Consider the following 15357-nt stretch of genomic DNA (forward strand, 5'->3'; position numbering starts at 1 on the left):
CACCGCGGCGGCGCTCGACGCCTGGCTCGTCTTCGAGGCCGAAGCCGGCTTCTCGATGACGCCGCCCACCCACCGCACCTGGGCCCGACGCGGCCGCACCCCGATCATCCGGGTCCGCGGCCGCTCCCGCCGCCGCTTATCCGTCGCTGCCCTGGCCTGATACAAACCTGGCCAACGCCGAGTGCGACCGGGTCGGCGACGGACGCACCGACTACTCCGGCAAGCACCGCCGCCACGGCGGGCGTCTGGTCGGAGTGGCGAAGGTGCCGCCGGCGCCGAGGTAGGCCAGGTCGGCCAGGGCGGGCTGACGACAGAAGGTTGGGGCTGCAGCGAGCGGGACGGAAGATGCACCAGCGCTTGAGGGTGGCCAACAGACACTGGTCCTTGACCCGTCGGCTGTGGCGGCGAGGCTTCTGCTGCCGGATGCCCGAGTAACCGGTGCGGCCCCGGTGAAATTCGATGCCGCTGACGGCTGGCCTTCTTCAGCGGCGGGCGCAGCTACTGCGGGTCATATTGGCCGCCTGTTCCGAAGCCAGGGCGGTAGTCAGCACGGAGCGGGTGCCGTCGCTCGTTCCTTCGCGGGCGTGCTGGAAGGCGGCGAGGCAGCCGAGGAAGTATTCGCCCAGGTGAACGGAGTTTGTGGTGCGGTCCCCGATGGCGTCCTGTTCGTCACCTGCCAGAACTGCAATGGCGTGGCCGAGTTCCGGAGTCATCGGGCAGGGGCTGGCGGGCGGCCTTGCCCGTGCGCAGGGTGTCCGCGAGCAGCACCGCGTCGAGGTGTCAGACTTCGGAGGGTCGCTGCGTGTCGGTCGCATTAGCGGGCGACGGCCATCGGATTGGTGGCGTAAACCGGCTGGGCGGTGGCGCGGAGGCGGGCAACGATGTCGCCGCGGGCTGTCGCCGTTGCGAGGGACTCGGGGCGTTCGCAGTGGCACCGTGGGCGGTGAGAGGGTCAACAAGGTGGCCCAGGCCTACGGGGGCCTTGATGAGCCGGTTCCTGGGTGTTCGCGGGCGGCGGCAGCTGCTACCAACCGTCCCGCTCCTGCTCCGACCCCGCCGACGTCGCGGCGAACTCGGCCTCCAACTCCTTCATCGTTTCGGCGAGGCAGCCGTCGACGAGGTTGCTGCGGTACTGGATCTTGCGGAGGCCGTGGCGGAATGCGCTGATGAGGTGGGTGGTCGGGTTGGCGAAAGCGGTATTGGCCTGGCAGCTGCGTCGCAGCAGTGACCAGATTCCCTCGACCGGCTTCAGGTCGGGTGCGTAGGGCGGCAGGTAGTGGGCGGTGAGCCAGTCCTGGGCGTCGATGAAGGACGGCATCCGGGCGTCCTTGTGCACGTTGAGGTTGTCCCAGATGAGGACGATCGGGCCGCCGAGCTGCCGGTGTGCTGTGCTCAGCAGGTCGCGGTAGTCGGTCCAGGTGAAGCTGCGCCGGCCGCCGCGTTTGTGGTCCTCGTGCCGTCTGGGCCGGTAGATCAGGCGGGAACGTTCTCCGGGCTTGTAGCAGGCCAGCGCGGCAACGGAGAACCGGCGCTGGGAGCGTCCACGGACGCGGACGACGGGCGTGTGCTCTCGCTTGGACCAGGTGCGGCGTGTCGGCGGCGTCATTGAGAATCCGGCCTCGTCTTCGAAGACGAGCCAGGCCCCGAGCGCCGCCGCGGTGCTTCCACCTGCGGCCACGTCTCCTTGATCCACCCGGTCACCCGGTCCTCGTTGCGTTCCAGTGCCCGCCGGGCCGCGACCTGATGGCTCCAGCCGTGGCGCCGCAGCATCAGGGCGATTCCCGACTGGGTGAAGCTCTTGTGGAAACGGCGGCCGATCAGCGTCTTGATCCGCGACAGCGTCCAGGTCTGGTCCGGCCAGCCGTGCGCGACCGGCCCCTTGGCCAGTTCCTCCTCGAGCACCGCGAACAGCCTGTCACTCAGCTTCGGCAGGGAGACCGGACCCGACGACCGCAGTCCTGCGGTGCCGACGTCCAGCCAGGCCCGGCGCCAGCGCTGCACCGAGCGCACACTGACCCGTAAGTCTTTGGCGACCTCCGCGTTGGAGGCGCCCGCGGCAAACCGCTCGGCGGCCTCCATTCGGATCCGCTCGCGAAACGCCTGCCGTTCAGGCGTCAGCATTCCCCGACGGTCCAGCTGTCGCGTGGGCACCGGGTTCCACTGCCCGAGGGCGGGTGATGTAGTCGTCGGGACGGTGGTGCCCACATCGCTGCGGATCACCTCGAGGTCCTCGAAGGCCCATCCGGCCCTCAGCGGACTTCTTCCCCACCCGCAGCTCGACCGCGGCCTCACCCAGCGCCTGCGTCAAGTCCGCAACCTGCGCCTCAAGCTGCTGTTCCCGACTGCTCGGGCCGGACTTTCCCGCAAGGCCCGTCCGGCCGGACTCCAGGAACTAGCGCTTCCGATTCCCGATCGACTGCTCGGACACCCTCGCCTGCCGCGCGGCCTCGGCGACGCTCACCTCGCCGGCCAGGATCGACAGCACGGTCCGAACCTTCTCCTCCGGCGGCACCTCTGGCGGGCTCACCATGATCGGTCAGACTCCTTCACAGGTCTGAAGCCGCAAGAAACGAATCCAGCCACAAAGCGTGACGCGCGACACGACGAGATCAAGAGCTGAAGGCGACCGTCGGGCGGTCGCAAGCCCCTGAGTAGGCCATATGGCGGAAGCCACGGCAAGAACGCTCCCCGTAGCATCCATAGCGTCCCGCACCAATCAAGCCAGCCATGCGCGGCTGAGTCCGCCGACTGAGCAGAACTCCTGACGGCACAGCTGTTCAGTTGGCGCTTGTTGTCCCCGGCCGCATCGGCGACGACGGGCGTCGAGCACCCCGAAGGCCTCCGGCCCACGCCAACGGGCCCGGAAGACCTGCAAGGCCGCCGCGCTGGCGTAGCGGCTTGGCGGTGACCTCTCCATCGGATTCATCCCTTATTAACCTCGATGTGTAAGGAGTCCCATGAGTACAGATTTTTCCCGCCGTCAGGTACTGGCCGCCGGAGCGGCGCTGGCTGGGTCGGCGGCACTGATAGTCGGCGCAGAAGGAACGGCTGCCGCGACGTCGGCACCCATCGATAAGGAGACGTCGAAGGTGAAGCCCACGATCGTTTTGGTGCATGGCGGCTACGCCGATTCGTCGTGCTGGAACGCCACCGTCCAGGAGTTGCAGGGCAAGGGGTACACCACGATCTGTGGGTCGAACCCGCTGCGGGGTATTCCGACCGACGCCCCGTACATCGGGAGTCTGCTGGACTCCATCAGCGGACCAGTCGTGCTGGTCGCGCACTCCATGGGGGGAACGGTCATCACGAATGCTGCTGCCGGCAAGCCCAACGTCAAGGCGCTGGTCTACATTGCAGCGTTCGTGCCCGACGTCGGCGAGACTCAGGGGGAGCTCATCACCAAGTTCCCCGGTAGCGAGGTCCAACCGGTGAGCGTGCCGGTCCCGTACATGAAGGCCGACGGCACGACCGGAACCGACCTGTACCTGAGCAAGGACGGCCAGGCGGCCTTCGCCGCTGACATACCCACCGCTGCATTCCGGGTCCTGCAGGCCACGCAGCGGCCGTTCGATGCCGACTCCTTCATCTACCCGACCACGGCCGCGGCCTGGAAGACGATCCCGACGTGGGGGCTGGTCGCCGGCCGGGACAAGGCGATCCCGCCGGCGTGCGAACGCTGGATGTACAACCGTGCGAACGCACGCAAGGTCGTCGAAGTGCCGCTCTCATCACATGTCGTGATGATCAGTTACCCCAAGGTCGTCGCCGATCTCATCGGAGAGGCTGCCGAGGCGGTCAGCTGACGCTCGCGACAAGTGCCCCGGTCCGCCACCACGGGCCGGGGCACTCTGCCTACCGAGCCGAACTCACTGATGCAGCAAGGCCGATTCGTTGCTCGACATCTCGAAGCGTGAAGAACGGCCGCGTCGCGTGCCGCAAGGTCCCTGGGATCTCAGCAGGTCGAGTGACCTGCAAGGTTAAACGTCAAGTTGAGGCAGTCAGTGACTCCCTGAACCAATGGCAGCTCAGCTAGGCGGTTTGGACGAAGCGTGGGGTAGTTCACAGCGCTTACGTTCATCGGCGTGCTGGCGGGCGCTCCAGCTCTCTTGCGCTCGCAGGACCCGAGTGCTGGTCCGTTGACCAAGCCCTTGGGGTCGGCGGCAGGAACCCTGCCTACACGGCCCCCGGTGTCTTGTAACGCCAGGGCAGACACCGGGATTGGATCAACATTCGCGCATCGACTTGCGAGAAGACCGTCATCCGTATCGGTCCTCACCCGGAGGAACAGGGCATGCTCGAGGCAACCGGCCTTACCGCGATCGAGGAGGCCATCTACCGACTTCTGGTTTCCAGCGTGACGGCCCCGGCCGACGAGATAGCGGCACAGACGGGACTTCCAATCGGGCAGGTCGAGGACAGCCTCGCCGCCCTCGACGCCAAGGGACTGGTCAGAAGTACTGACCGAGTGCCCCGGCAGTTCGCCGCCACATCGCCCGACCTGGCGCTACTGCCGCGGCTGCAGCGCGAGGCCGACGCACTCGACAGGGCCCGCATTGCGGTCACGGATCTGCTCGAGAGCTACCGCGACACCGTGCGTCAGCGGGATGCCGGGCAGCTCATTTGAAGTGATCACCGGTGCCGAGGCGCTGCGCCGGCTATTGCAGAAGGTGCAGGACGACGCACGCCAGGAGGTGGCCTGGTTCTGCAAAGCCCAGTACGTCGCCATGTCCTCAGGGAGTAACCGCGCGGAAATCGATGCCCTCCGGCGCGGGGTGCGCTACCGGGTGCTGTATGAGAGGGCGTTCTTCGATGACGAAGGCGTCTTTGGTCATGTGGTCGAGGCTGCGGAGGCCGGTGAGGTAGCCCGCTCCGTGCCGCACTTGCCCCTGCGTCTGGCCGTCGTCGACCGGTCCATCGCCATCTGCCCCTTGGTCACCGCCGGGGCGCAAAGCAGTCCCGGCGAGGCCACGGCCGCCCTCGTGCGCGGCAGCATCCTGCTACAGGCGCTCATCTCGCTCTTCGAGCGCTACTGGGAGACCTCGGTCCCGCTCAAGGTCGCTGCCACCGGCGAGGATAAGGCGAGCGACGGGGTCGCCAGCCGCCCCACGCTCTCCAGGACGCATCGCCAATTGCTTTCGCTGCTCATGGCAGGGGTCGCCGATAGGACCATCGTCGGTCAGATGGGTCTGAGTCAACGCACCTTCCAGCGCCAGATCCAACAACTGATGAACCTCGCGGGCGCCGACACACGGATGCAACTGGCTTGGCAGGCGGCTCGCCGCGGGTGGCTGGGCTGAAGGGAGTAATACTGGATTCCTCAAATGCAGTAGATGCATCCGCGACGTAGGCGCCGGGTGGGCGAGGCGGGTCTGCCATATGGGTCTGCTGCAGGTTTGGGTGGCTACCCTGACTTCGGCTTGTCAGGGTGATGCTGGATCGTCGAGGGTCAGACCGGTGCCGGCTATGAAGCCGTCGAGGGTGTCGGGCCGGTACTGCAGGCGCTTGAGCCGGTTGCGGACAAGGGTCTCAAGTCGGTCGAGGGCGACGACGGCGAGGTTGGCCAGGCTGCGTTTGACGTGCGCCCATACCCACTCGACGGGGTTGAGGTCGGGCGAGTACGCAGGCAGCAGGAACACCGTCAGCCAGGCGCGCTCGGCTATCAGCTCGCGTATGGCGTGGGAGACGTGGGTGTTCAGGCGGTCCCAGACCAGCACGATGGGCGCCTTGACGAGGTGGTGGGTGCCGTCGATCAGCGCGATGAATTCGCGCTCGCTCATACTGCGGCGTTTGCCGCGGCCAGCGGTGTGGGTGCGCAGGCGGTGGCACAGTCTGGTGCGGGAGCCGGGTCGCACGGCGATCAGTCCGGCCACCGACAGCCGTCCCGAGCGGCGTCCGCGGACGGTCACGACCGGGGTGTGCCCGCGCCGGCCCCAGGTGCGTCCCCTGGGCGGTCGGCGGGTGAAGCCTGCCTCATCCTCGAAGCAGATGTAGCCCCCGCAGGCCGCCCGGGCTCTTTTACCTCGTCCCAGGTCGCGTTCCTTGCGAACGATCAGCCACATCCCTGTCGGCCAGCCCTTGAGGACGTCACCAGCGAGTTCGGCGACCCAGGCGCCGCGGCGATCTCGCCGCCCGGTTCAACGGCCGATGTCCACGCGGTAGCCGGGAGCTGCAGCACTGCTTGGTGGATGGCGTCGGTGATGGTCATACCGACCGAGTACAACAGCCGCCGTCCACGCTGGGCGACCCAAACCAGGAACTCGTCGGGGCCGTCCCCGGAATCGGTACGGATCAGGGTCTGGCGTCCTCGCCGGAACCGCTTCGGCAGCTGAGGCAGGGCGAGTCGGGCAGCGGTGATGTGATCGGCGGCAGTATTGGAACCGGCGTTCCCTGGTCGCGGCAGCCCCACGACCGGCTCGCCGGAGCCACCGTGTCCGTGGTCGATGAACGCCATCAGCGGATGGTGCCCGAAGGTCCTCTTCCACGTCGGCATCGCGTCCTGCTTGTCGGAGTGCGCGATCACCAGCACCCCGTCCAGGTCCATGGTGACCTGGACGTCCGCGTCCGAGGCAGCGAGTCCGGCCACCTGCCAGACGCGTTCCCGCACGGCCGCACGGGCTGCGCGGATCGCGACCAGAGCGCGTTTGCCGCCCGCGGCCAGGGTGTTGATCAGCCGGGACACGGTCGGGTCGGAGGCCACCGGCCCGAACAGCGTCGGTTCGCCCCGCAGCATGCCGACATCTGACGGGCAGTCCCCGCCCAGCGCGACCGCGAGCGGCACATCCAGCAGGATCTTGCCCGGATCGTGCACCGCTCGCTGCCGCCTCCACGGCTCCAGCGCCTGCGATATCGCCCGATCCAGGCCTGCCTTGTGGGCCGTCTAAACCAGCAACCCGGCCTGCGAGACCACCCCACGACCGCCGCCCTCGACACGGACACGGGGGTACGACCCGATACGCTTCTTCACCTGGGAAGTGCTTCTTTCCTCGCAACCGACAGGACCTCAGCAAGTCCCATAGTTGCAGGTCAGGAGCACTTCCCCGTTTGTGATCAAGCCTCGGACAGCCCACCTCGTGAAAGCGCGAGGCTAACTCAGGTCGCCGGAGCCGGACCGCCCGACCCTCCGCACTTGGTTGTCAACAGGCGTGGCGGGTGTCAGAGCAGCAAGCCGTGGCACCCGCCACGCTGTATGGGTTGGTGCTACCTGCTATCGCTGGCTCGCGCGATGCCGCACTGGAGATATGCGCGGTTGACGGTCTGCCGGACGGTGTTCCCTGCGGCGTCCGTAGCCGTCACCCGCAGTGCCACGTACGCGTTGCCGTGCACGCTGGCGGGCCGCTCAACGGTGGCGGTGAAGCGGCCGTCGCCTTGCAGAGCCGTACGGGCCGTGGTCCAGCTCACGCCGTCGTCGTACGAGGCCTCGACCTTTAGCGTCACCCCGCGCGGGGCGGCCATGCCGTCCTGCATGCGGACGGTCAGCCCGAGGGTGTGCCTGGGGGCGGAGCCGACCGTGTTCTGCGCGTCGACGGGTACGGCGTAGTCGACCTGGAGCAGCGGCAGCTTCTCCGTGGCGGCGGTGGTGGCCGAGCGGAACGTCCACGAAGTGGATGTTCCGGTGCCGAACTGCCAGTCGTCCGAGTCTCTGGCGGTCGTCAGGTCCAGCCGGTATGCGACGTTACCCGGGGGCACCTCGAAGTTTCCCCAAGCCCCGTTGTCGGACGTGGCGATCTGCTGGCCGTTGCGGTACAGCACCGCTGTGTTCGTGTCGCCGACATTGTCAAAAACGCCGGTCTCCGCGAAGGACCAATGGCCCATGCTGGAGTCGTTGAACTCAGGGATGTAGACCGACAGGATGTTGCCGTTGCGGACCGCCGGCAGGTGCTCCCCGCGCGGGATGGATGGGCGGACCACTGCTCCGTACCACCGCTCCGTAGCACGCTGGCCCGGCTGGTAGCTGTGTGGGTCGTCGTGCATGCCGGCCTCTAGCGGCGCGCCGAAGGTGTCGACGGCCGTGTATTGCGTGGCATGCTGCCATTGCGTCCCGTCGCTGGCACTCACGTACTCGATGCGTTCCTGTCCCACCGGAACGTAGCGGCTTGCCTGGCCCATCGCGGTGTCCTGGTACGGGCGCCACGCGAAACGCTGTTCGCTTGCCCACTCCGAGGCACCGGTACGACTGTAGGTGGCGCGAACCTCTGCGCTCTTGCGTTGCGAGAAGGTGAGGCTCTTGGGGACGGAGCCCTTCGATATCTCCATCACGTCGTACATGTAGGGGCTGCGCAGAGTGCCGGAGAACTCCACCGTCGCGGGGCGCTTCGCCATGCGGTCCAGCAGGGCCGTCCCGTCCTTCCAGGAGGCCCGCACCATGGGCAGGGCCCACCGGGCACCGTTTGGCACCCATTGGCCCTGGGCGCTGACACCCTTGGGCCACACCACCAGCAGCGCCTTGGCCCCCGCGGCTGCGGCGGCCTGCGCAAGCGCAGGCTGGTCGTAGCCGGCGGAGTAGTCGTCCCGCAGGACGGCCAGCTTGCCGTGCGCGCAGCGGAAGTCGGGCCTCTGAGCCGTGCCGGCGGCCACGGCGGTCAGCCGCGAGCCATGCTCCGCGAAGGCCGGTGACGATGCCTCGTAGTAAGGGGTGAACTCCTGCGAGTTGCCGGAGACCTTCGCCCGCAGTTGGGGGGCCTTCAGCTGCGTGCGCAAGGTGAATTCGAAAGCGCCGTCGGTGACCGGGGTGGTGGGGTTGGTGTAGAACCGATCGCTGTACCAGACCATGACGCCCTCGATCCGGGCCTGACCGTCGATCTGGCGGTAGTACATCGGGGTGAGCATGCCGTATCGCTCCGCGGAGCGAGGCGTGCGGACCTTCACCTCGGTGGCCGCAGCGGCATTCAGCGTCACCGTCATGTCCTTGGTGACCTTCACTTCCGGGACAACGACATTGCCTATTTCGCCGGCACCGTCATCGCCGGTGTCGTTGAAACTGCTGCTGATGTAGTACGTGCCCTCTTCCACGACGGCGACCGCCGCGTCCCGGTCCGTGTACTGCACGAACCCGTCGGAACCCCAGATGTTGGGCAGCCAGCCCGGCACGACCTTACCGTCGCGGTCGCGGTAGACCACGGTGAGCCGGTGCTGAGGGGCGTGCACCCTGAGGGAGACGGTGGTGTGGGCGAGCACAGTGCCGTCGGCGGACTTCGCGGTGAGGTAGCCGTAGTACTTGCCGCGGACAGCCTGTGCGGGGTCGGTGCGCAGCGGCACCTCGGCCGTGGCGCCGGGGCCCACTTGCACGGTGCCGGAGCCGACACTGACTACCCCGTCCAGGAGCGCACGTCCGGTCTTGGTGGCAAGGTTGACGGCCAAGGAGAGCGTCGCTGGCTTGTTGCCGGTGTTGGTGTAGCGGACGGTAACCGCCTGCCGCGCCCCCTGTGTGTCGCCGATGTGGAGCGGTGCCAGGGTGACGGAGCCGGTGGCGGTGACAGGGCCCATGGCGGTGGCCAGGTCGATGCGGCCGCCGCCCTGCTCGGTCACCTTGGTGCCGGAAACGGTCCGGGAGGTGCTGATCAGGGCGTCCTTGATCTGCTGCGCGCCCCATTCGGGGTGCTGCTGGGCCAGCAACGCCGCGGAGCCAGCAACGTGCGGGGTGGCCATCGACGTTCCGGACAGTGCGACGTAGTTGGCGTCGACCGGGTCACCCAAGGTGGTACCGGACGCGCGGGCGGCGACGATGCCGACTCCGGGTGCGGTGACGTCGGGCTTGACCGCCCCGTCGCCGAAGCGCGGGCCGCGGCTGGAGAAGGGGGCGAGGGAGTCGTCACGGTCAACGGCCCCGACGGTCAGCGCGGCGTCGGCCGCGCCAGGCGTTCCGACAGTGGACTGGCCCGGGCCCGAGTTGCCCGCCGCGACAACGAAGAGCGTGCCGGTGGATGCGGTCAGGGTGTTGAGGGCCTGACTCATCGGGTCGGTGCCATCGGTCTCCGCGTCCGCACCGAGGCTCATGTTGACAACCTTGGCGTGCTCGCCGGCCGCCCACTCCATGCCGTCGATGATGCCCGACTCGCTGCCGTACCCGTTGTCGTCGAGCACCTTGCCGATTAGCAGGTCGGCCTGGGGGGCGACGCCGCGGCGGGTCCCTGAGGACGCGGCGCCGGTGCCGCCGACGATCGAGGCGACGTGCGTGCCGTGGCCGAAGTGGTCGTCGGTGTTCCCGCTGCCGGAGAAGTCCTTGGCCTCCGCGATGCGCCCGGCCAGATCCGGGTGGTTCGCGTCGACGCCGGTGTCGAGCACGGCAACCTTGACGCCCTGGCCTTCGTAGCCAGCCTTCCAGGCGGTGGGAGCGTTGATCTGCGCGGTGCTGCGGTCCAGCAGCGCCTTGACCTTGCCGTCCAGCGAGATGCGCGGGGTGACCGCGGCCCGGGCGGCGTCCGACGTTCCACCAGGGTTCAGTGTCTTCCAGAAGGCGGCCAGGTCCTGGTCGGCGACCCACAGCGACCGCGCGTGGATGCTCTCCAGGCTACGGGAGGGCGTCGCGACCTCATTGAACGTCACCAGCCGGTCGGCGGTGGCCGCGGCGGCCTTGGCTGCCTGCACTGTGACCCTGGCCCCGGCCCGTGACGGCTCCGGCGCCGAAGAGACGATCAGCGGTAGCGCGGAGGTGCGGACCTCATCGAAGCCGGCAGCGATCAAGGCCGTCACATTGAACAACCGTCGGTCCAGAGCGCCGGCGGTCACCAACGCCTCAGCGTCGGACGGCAGCACGGTCAGGTCCTTGTCGTTGCCTTCCAGCGTGCGAAAGGCGAGATGCTCCCGCCCAGCACCCGGCTGGACCGACGCGGCGCGCCGCCCGCCCGGAAGCGTCGTCACGGTCACCCGGTCGCCGGTCACCAGCCGTACGGTCGCGTGACGACTCTCCGGTGTGGCGCTTGGGCCGGGAGCAGTTTCGCCGGACGCCGTCCACGCCGCAGCAACGGCTGGCACTCCGCCGGCGACCACCACCAGCCCGGTCGCTATCGCCGCTATCAGGCGGGTCCGTCTCATCAGAGATCACCTTTCGTACAGCTGCAGTCTTGCTGTCGAAAGAATCCGCTGATGGCGCCGTGTGCGTCACCAGCCGCAGGCGGCAAAACGACGACATGACACATCGCCGCCAGCCATGCGACGGCAACATTTCGTTTCCGCCTTCGACTGCGGGTTACGCTGACCAACGGCGGGTGCCCACCGAGTTCCCCCTCAACGTGTGGCACCCGCCGGCTGTTCACTGAAAAGTTGGACGAGCGGGCAGCACATGTGCCATTCGAGTGTGGGGCGGCCTGCGTCAGCGACCGGCGCAGGTTTCGCGGCGCGGTTCGGGAAGTTGACCAACCGGGCGAAGTCCTCCTCCGGCACGGCCTCGGCGCCCGTTCTCGGCTGGACTGCTGTGGCGCGACAATCCGCTGGCGCGCGGCATTCGCGGGGCCGATGGCGGAGCGGCCCGCGGGGCTGGCGTGCTGTGCCGCCGAGGCCTGCGGGCCGCGGACCCGTCAGGCGTTGAAGATCTGCAGGCCGGAGCACTGGCCGGCGGGCCAGCCAGTGTTGGCGGTGAAGTACAGCCGGACATAGCGGGTGGTGACCGGGGCGGGCAGGGCGAGCGTCACGGTGTTGCCCGTCAGCGGATCGAAGGTGTAGTTCGCCGAAAGCAGCAGGGTGGTGAAGGTGCCGACGTCGTTGCCACCCAATACCGACAGGGTCTGGGTGCGGGTGCCCCAGGCCGGGTTCGGCGGCAGGTGCAGGACGAGGCGGCGGATGCCGGTCGCTGCCTGGAGGTCGACCTGGAGCCATTGCGGGAAGGCGTTGTTCACGCTCTCCCAGTAGCTGTTGAGGTCGCCGTCGGTGGCGTTGCCCGACCCGTAGACCTGCGTGTGGCTGCTCTCCGAGGTGGGCTTGTGCAGCGCCAGATCGGTGGTGCCCGAGGCCGGGTCGGTGGTGACGGAGACCTGGTTCGAGGCCTGGGAGAGGTTCCCGGCCGCGTCGGTCGCCACGACGTCGAAGGTGTAGGTGGTCGACGGGCTTAGGCCTGTGACGGTGAAGGACGTCCCGGTGGCGGTCCCGACCTGGGTGCTCGTGGAGCCGTTGACCCGCATGATCCGGTAGCCGGTGACGCCGGTGTTGTCGCCGGCGGCGTTCCAGGCCAGCGCGACCGTGGTGTCGCTGTGGCCGGTGACCCGCAGCGATCCCGGAGCTGACGGCGAGGTGGTGTCGCCGTCGGCCACCGGTGGGGTGGGCCGGACCGGGGTCAGGGCGATCTGGCCCTTGAGCATCCGGCCACCGTCGCCGGTCAGCCGCAGGTAGTAGTCCGAGGAGCAGAAGGTGCCGTCCTCGTCGAGGGCGAGGAACCCGGAGTCGGTGGGCACCGAGGCCTGGGTCTCGGCGGTCTTCGCGATCTGGTTGCCCTCGTTGTACTCGTCGAACATGGAGATGTAGATGCCCTGCACGCCGGCCCGGCACATGTTGTAGAACTGCCGCCACATGAAGTCGCCTTGCGCCCGCTGCCGGCCCGACACGTCGCCGGGTAGCACGCACGGCTGGTAGTCGATGCCGTGCGCGATGCAGTCCGCCTCGTCGCCGACGGTGTAGGTGTTGTAGGCGTTGTCGGACTCCGCGGCATTGCCGATCGCGCCGACCATCCACGGCGAGATCATGTTGAAGGCGTGGTAGACGTCCGAGTAACCGGTCTTGGTGCCCGCACCGCCGGTCCGCCACTCGCGCGGCACCCCGCCGATGACGTAACAGCCCTGCGCTTTGAACCAGTTGATGACGTCCAGGCAGGCGCCGACCGAGAACGGGTGGTTGTCGTCGTTGAAGCCGAAGCCCCAGATGCACACCACCGGCTTGCCGTTCTGGCGCGCGTACGCGGGTGAGGAGGTGTGTGCCGCCATCTTCGTGGTCCAGTCCGTCTTGATCTCGGACTGCATGTTCCACCAGTTGGACACGTCGTACATGATGTAGAACTTCACGCCGCGCGACTCCGCGGAACTGCGGACCTTCGCCGCCATCTGGTCGCGGGTGGCGCCCTCGCCTCCGTTGGGGTTGAAGCGCTGGAGAGCCGCGGTATCGATGGCGTTCTGCTGCATCCAGGAGAAGTGCAGGTCGACGGTCTGCTGGTCGTACGAGGAGAACAGCGTGGCCGGCTGCCCGTTGCCCAGGTTCGCGTACGCCGTCTGGTAACCGTGGGCGTACTCGCGCATGTCGGGCCAGCAACTGATGGCGGTGTTGGTCCGGGACGGCGGCCGACCCCAGTCCTGGCTCCAGTGCCACCAACCGTTGATCGGGGCGCCGTCGCCCGGACAGGCGAACCAGCCCTGGTAGCCCACAGTGATCTTGCCGACCACGTCACCGGACGGGCTGCCCGCCGCCCGGGCCGCTGACGCCAGCGCGGTTTCCGCCGCTCCCACCCCGCCCACTGCGGTGACCGCGATCGCAGCCTGCAGGAAGACCCTGCGTGTGACACCCATCTGGACTCCTCCGGTTGGCTGTCAACTTCCGGCACACGGCGCCCGATTGGTGACACGCAGCGGCTGGAAGCCTGGCGTCGGGGAGCGTAACGAGTCGATTGCATCAGCGCAATACAGCGGGGAACGAATGAAAGAAACAACGAAGTCGCTGCAAGAAGACGCTCACCCAGCAAGACGCTGCGTGCCTGCTCGTACAGTCCCGCTATGGATATATGCCGAGCCCAGGCAGCCTGGCCGCGGCGGGCGCAGGTTGGAGACGACTCCTGCCCCAGGTCTTCCGCCACCGTCGCCCGGCTGACCCAGAGCCCTCGAGCTGGTACACCAGACGAGTGGCTGCAAGTAGGCACACCCTGGAGGCAGGCCCACGTACAGGCGAGCGCGGCCGGTCCGGGCCACGCTCGCGGATAGAGCCCAACAACTACGTAGCCGACGCCGCCACCGCTCGTTCCGGTAAAGGAACATGAAGAGATACACAGGCGTGGGGCCAGAGTTCTGGCCCACGCCTGGTTTCTGAGCACTCTTGTATCGGATAGCCCTGTCAGAGATACCCGTCAGGGTCGTGCCGCTTGGGAGTTGGTCAGCGTGTGGACTTGGCCGCCTTCTCGATGAGGTCGGTCGTGATGCCGGGGTGGCTGATCATGGCGACGTGGGACGCTCCGGGAACCTCGACCACGGCCTTGGCGCCGGCCCGCTTGTACTCGAATCGCTCCAGGGCCGGCGGGATCGCCTTGTCGGCGCCGGCGACCAGGCCGAAGGAGGGGATGTCGCGCCAGGCGGCGTCCTTCGTCGGCTCCTCGAACGACACGGCGCTGAAGGGGCGCTGCTCGGCCTGCATGAGGCGGGTGGTGGATTCGGGCAGGTCTGCGGCGAATACGCTGCGGAACTCGTCGGCCTGCAGGTAGAGGTCGATGCCGGTGGTGCCGTCGGGGTTGGGGTAGGGCACCTGGTTGAGAGCGGCCTGGATCTCGCTGCCGGGGAACTTGCCGATCAGCTCGCCGAGCTTCTCACCCTTGTCCGGCATGAACGCGGCGATGTAGACGAGTGCCTTGACGTTGGGGTTGTCGGCCGCGGCGTTGGTGATGACGGCGCCGCCGTAGGAGTGTCCGACCAGGACGATCGGGCCCTTGACCGACTTCAGAACGCTGGAGATGTAGGCCGAGTCGTTGGACAGACCGCGCAGCGGGTTGGCGGGGGCGATGACCGGGTAGCCGTCGCGCTGCAGTCGCTTGACGACTCCGTTCCAGTTCGACGCGTCCGCGAAGCCGCCGTGCACGAGCACGACGGTCGGCTTCGGGGCGGAGGTGGAGGACTGCGTCTCCTGCGTCATCGTCGCTGAGGCGGTCGGGGCCAGAAGCGCGGCACCGACCGCGACGGCGGCGGCGCCCGCGCCGACGGCGATCTTCTTGTGGCGGGTGAAACCGGTGGTTCTCATTGTTCGCTCCATGCTGGATGCGGATAGCGAGCAGCAAGTCCCCGACGTTCGGGGAGCTTGTCGCGCTACTGCACCGGTAGGCGGATGCCCGATGCGGTGCTTTTGGGTCGTGAACTAGGCGGTGGCCTGCTTGATGAGGTCGACCACGGCGTCGGGCTGCGAGACGTAGACGGAGTGGCTTCCCGGGCTCTCGGTGACCGTGGCGCTGGCCCGCTCGGCCATGGCGCGCTGTGCCGGCGGGGGAATCATGCGGTCGTCGGCGGCGACCAGGTACCAGCTCGGCTTGCTGCGCCACGCCGGCTCGCTCACGGCGCCGTTGAGGGCTTCGAGCCCCCACGGCAGCTGCGAGTCGGCCATGAACCGGCCCAGAGAATCGGGCAGGTCGGCGGCGAAGGAAGCGTGGAACTGCTCACGGTCGAGGAAGAGATAGCCGTCCCTGGG

Annotated in this window: 10 protein-coding genes and 2 pseudogenes; 3 read left to right on the forward strand and 9 right to left on the reverse strand. The window is 68.0% G+C overall.

Translation table 11 applies throughout. The features are described from left to right. Window positions 1-482 precede the first annotated feature (482 nt). The 3 genes from ABZ312_RS41040 to ABZ312_RS41050 all read right to left on the reverse strand — a co-directional run bounded on the left by ABZ312_RS41040 (window position 483) and on the right by ABZ312_RS41050 (window position 2530). A complete protein-coding gene (locus ABZ312_RS41040) occupies window positions 483-713 on the reverse strand; it encodes a hypothetical protein (protein ID WP_500439901.1) in 231 nt (76 codons plus the stop codon). A gap of 311 nt (window positions 714-1024) precedes the next feature. Next, window positions 1025-2121, reverse strand: a protein-coding gene (locus tag ABZ312_RS41045) for an IS630 family transposase (protein WP_500439912.1) whose coding sequence is annotated in 2 segments (ribosomal slippage) — window positions 1025-1696 and window positions 1699-2121 — 1095 coding nt in all. Because the reading frame shifts where the segments join, the coding sequence is not laid out codon by codon here. 271 nt (window positions 2122-2392) lie between these two features. Next, on the reverse strand, window positions 2393-2530 hold the full coding sequence (locus tag ABZ312_RS41050; RefSeq protein WP_500439902.1) for a hypothetical protein: 138 nt from the start codon (window positions 2528-2530) through the stop codon (window positions 2393-2395). Window positions 2531-2957: 427 nt separating this feature from the next. Between ABZ312_RS41050 and ABZ312_RS41055 the strand changes: the two genes are divergently transcribed. The 3 genes from ABZ312_RS41055 (at window position 2958) to ABZ312_RS41065 (ending at window position 5297) form a co-directional block, all read left to right on the forward strand. Beyond that, entirely contained in the window at window positions 2958-3803 is an 846-nt protein-coding gene (locus tag ABZ312_RS41055; protein WP_500439903.1) for an alpha/beta fold hydrolase, read from the forward strand. A 488-nt stretch (window positions 3804-4291) separates the two neighbouring features. Then, on the forward strand, window positions 4292-4624 hold the full coding sequence (locus ABZ312_RS41060) for a helix-turn-helix domain-containing protein (RefSeq protein ID WP_500439904.1): 333 nt from the start codon (window positions 4292-4294) through the stop codon (window positions 4622-4624). Beyond that, complete coding sequence (locus ABZ312_RS41065; protein ID WP_500439905.1) at window positions 4605-5297, forward strand: hypothetical protein; 693 nt, start codon at window positions 4605-4607, stop codon at window positions 5295-5297. The genes ABZ312_RS41060 and ABZ312_RS41065 overlap by 20 nt, the downstream gene beginning before the upstream one ends. A 123-nt stretch (window positions 5298-5420) precedes the next feature. Here the strand turns inward: ABZ312_RS41065 and ABZ312_RS41070 are convergent. The 6 genes and pseudogenes from ABZ312_RS41070 to ABZ312_RS41095 form a co-directional block, all read right to left on the reverse strand. Next, a pseudogene (locus ABZ312_RS41070) lies at window positions 5421-6040 on the reverse strand (IS630 family transposase); the annotation flags it as partial. Continuing rightward, window positions 6033-6964, reverse strand: a pseudogene (locus ABZ312_RS41075) (transposase); the annotation flags it as partial. The pseudogenes ABZ312_RS41070 and ABZ312_RS41075, both read right to left, overlap by 8 nt. Before the next feature lie 233 nt (window positions 6965-7197). Next, window positions 7198-10878: a S8 family peptidase gene (locus tag ABZ312_RS41080; protein ID WP_500439906.1), complete on the reverse strand. Its 3681-nt coding sequence runs from the start codon at window positions 10876-10878 to the stop codon at window positions 7198-7200. A gap of 635 nt (window positions 10879-11513) precedes the next feature. Beyond that, complete coding sequence (locus ABZ312_RS41085) at window positions 11514-13484, reverse strand: discoidin domain-containing protein (RefSeq protein ID WP_500439907.1); 1971 nt, start codon at window positions 13482-13484, stop codon at window positions 11514-11516. Window positions 13485-14061: 577 nt separating this feature from the next. Beyond that, window positions 14062-14916: an alpha/beta fold hydrolase gene (locus tag ABZ312_RS41090; protein WP_500439908.1), complete on the reverse strand. Its 855-nt coding sequence runs from the start codon at window positions 14914-14916 to the stop codon at window positions 14062-14064. A 114-nt stretch (window positions 14917-15030) separates the two neighbouring features. Continuing rightward, the coding region (locus ABZ312_RS41095; RefSeq protein WP_500439909.1) for an alpha/beta fold hydrolase at window positions 15031-15357 on the reverse strand (327 nt) is incomplete at its 5' end.

It is taken from the genome of Streptomyces sp. NPDC006207 (assembly GCF_040613835.1).
Classification (GTDB): domain Bacteria; phylum Actinomycetota; class Actinomycetes; order Streptomycetales; family Streptomycetaceae; genus Actinacidiphila.

What these genes read in the sequence shown, in the direction of transcription:
- ABZ312_RS41040 (WP_500439901.1), bottom strand. Translation starts at nt 713, where the DNA reads ATGACTCCGGAACTCGGCCACGCCATTGCAGTTCTGGCAGGTGACGAA.
- ABZ312_RS41050 (WP_500439902.1), bottom strand. Translation starts at nt 2,530, where the DNA reads ATGGTGAGCCCGCCAGAGGTGCCGCCGGAGGAGAAGGTTCGGACCGTG.
- ABZ312_RS41055 (WP_500439903.1), top strand. Translation starts at nt 2,958, where the DNA reads ATGAGTACAGATTTTTCCCGCCGTCAGGTACTGGCCGCCGGAGCGGCG.
- ABZ312_RS41060 (WP_500439904.1), top strand. Translation starts at nt 4,292, where the DNA reads ATGCTCGAGGCAACCGGCCTTACCGCGATCGAGGAGGCCATCTACCGA.
- ABZ312_RS41065 (WP_500439905.1), top strand. Translation starts at nt 4,605, where the DNA reads ATGCCGGGCAGCTCATTTGAAGTGATCACCGGTGCCGAGGCGCTGCGC.
- ABZ312_RS41085 (WP_500439907.1), bottom strand. Translation starts at nt 13,484, where the DNA reads ATGGGTGTCACACGCAGGGTCTTCCTGCAGGCTGCGATCGCGGTCACC.
- ABZ312_RS41090 (WP_500439908.1), bottom strand. Translation starts at nt 14,916, where the DNA reads ATGAGAACCACCGGTTTCACCCGCCACAAGAAGATCGCCGTCGGCGCG.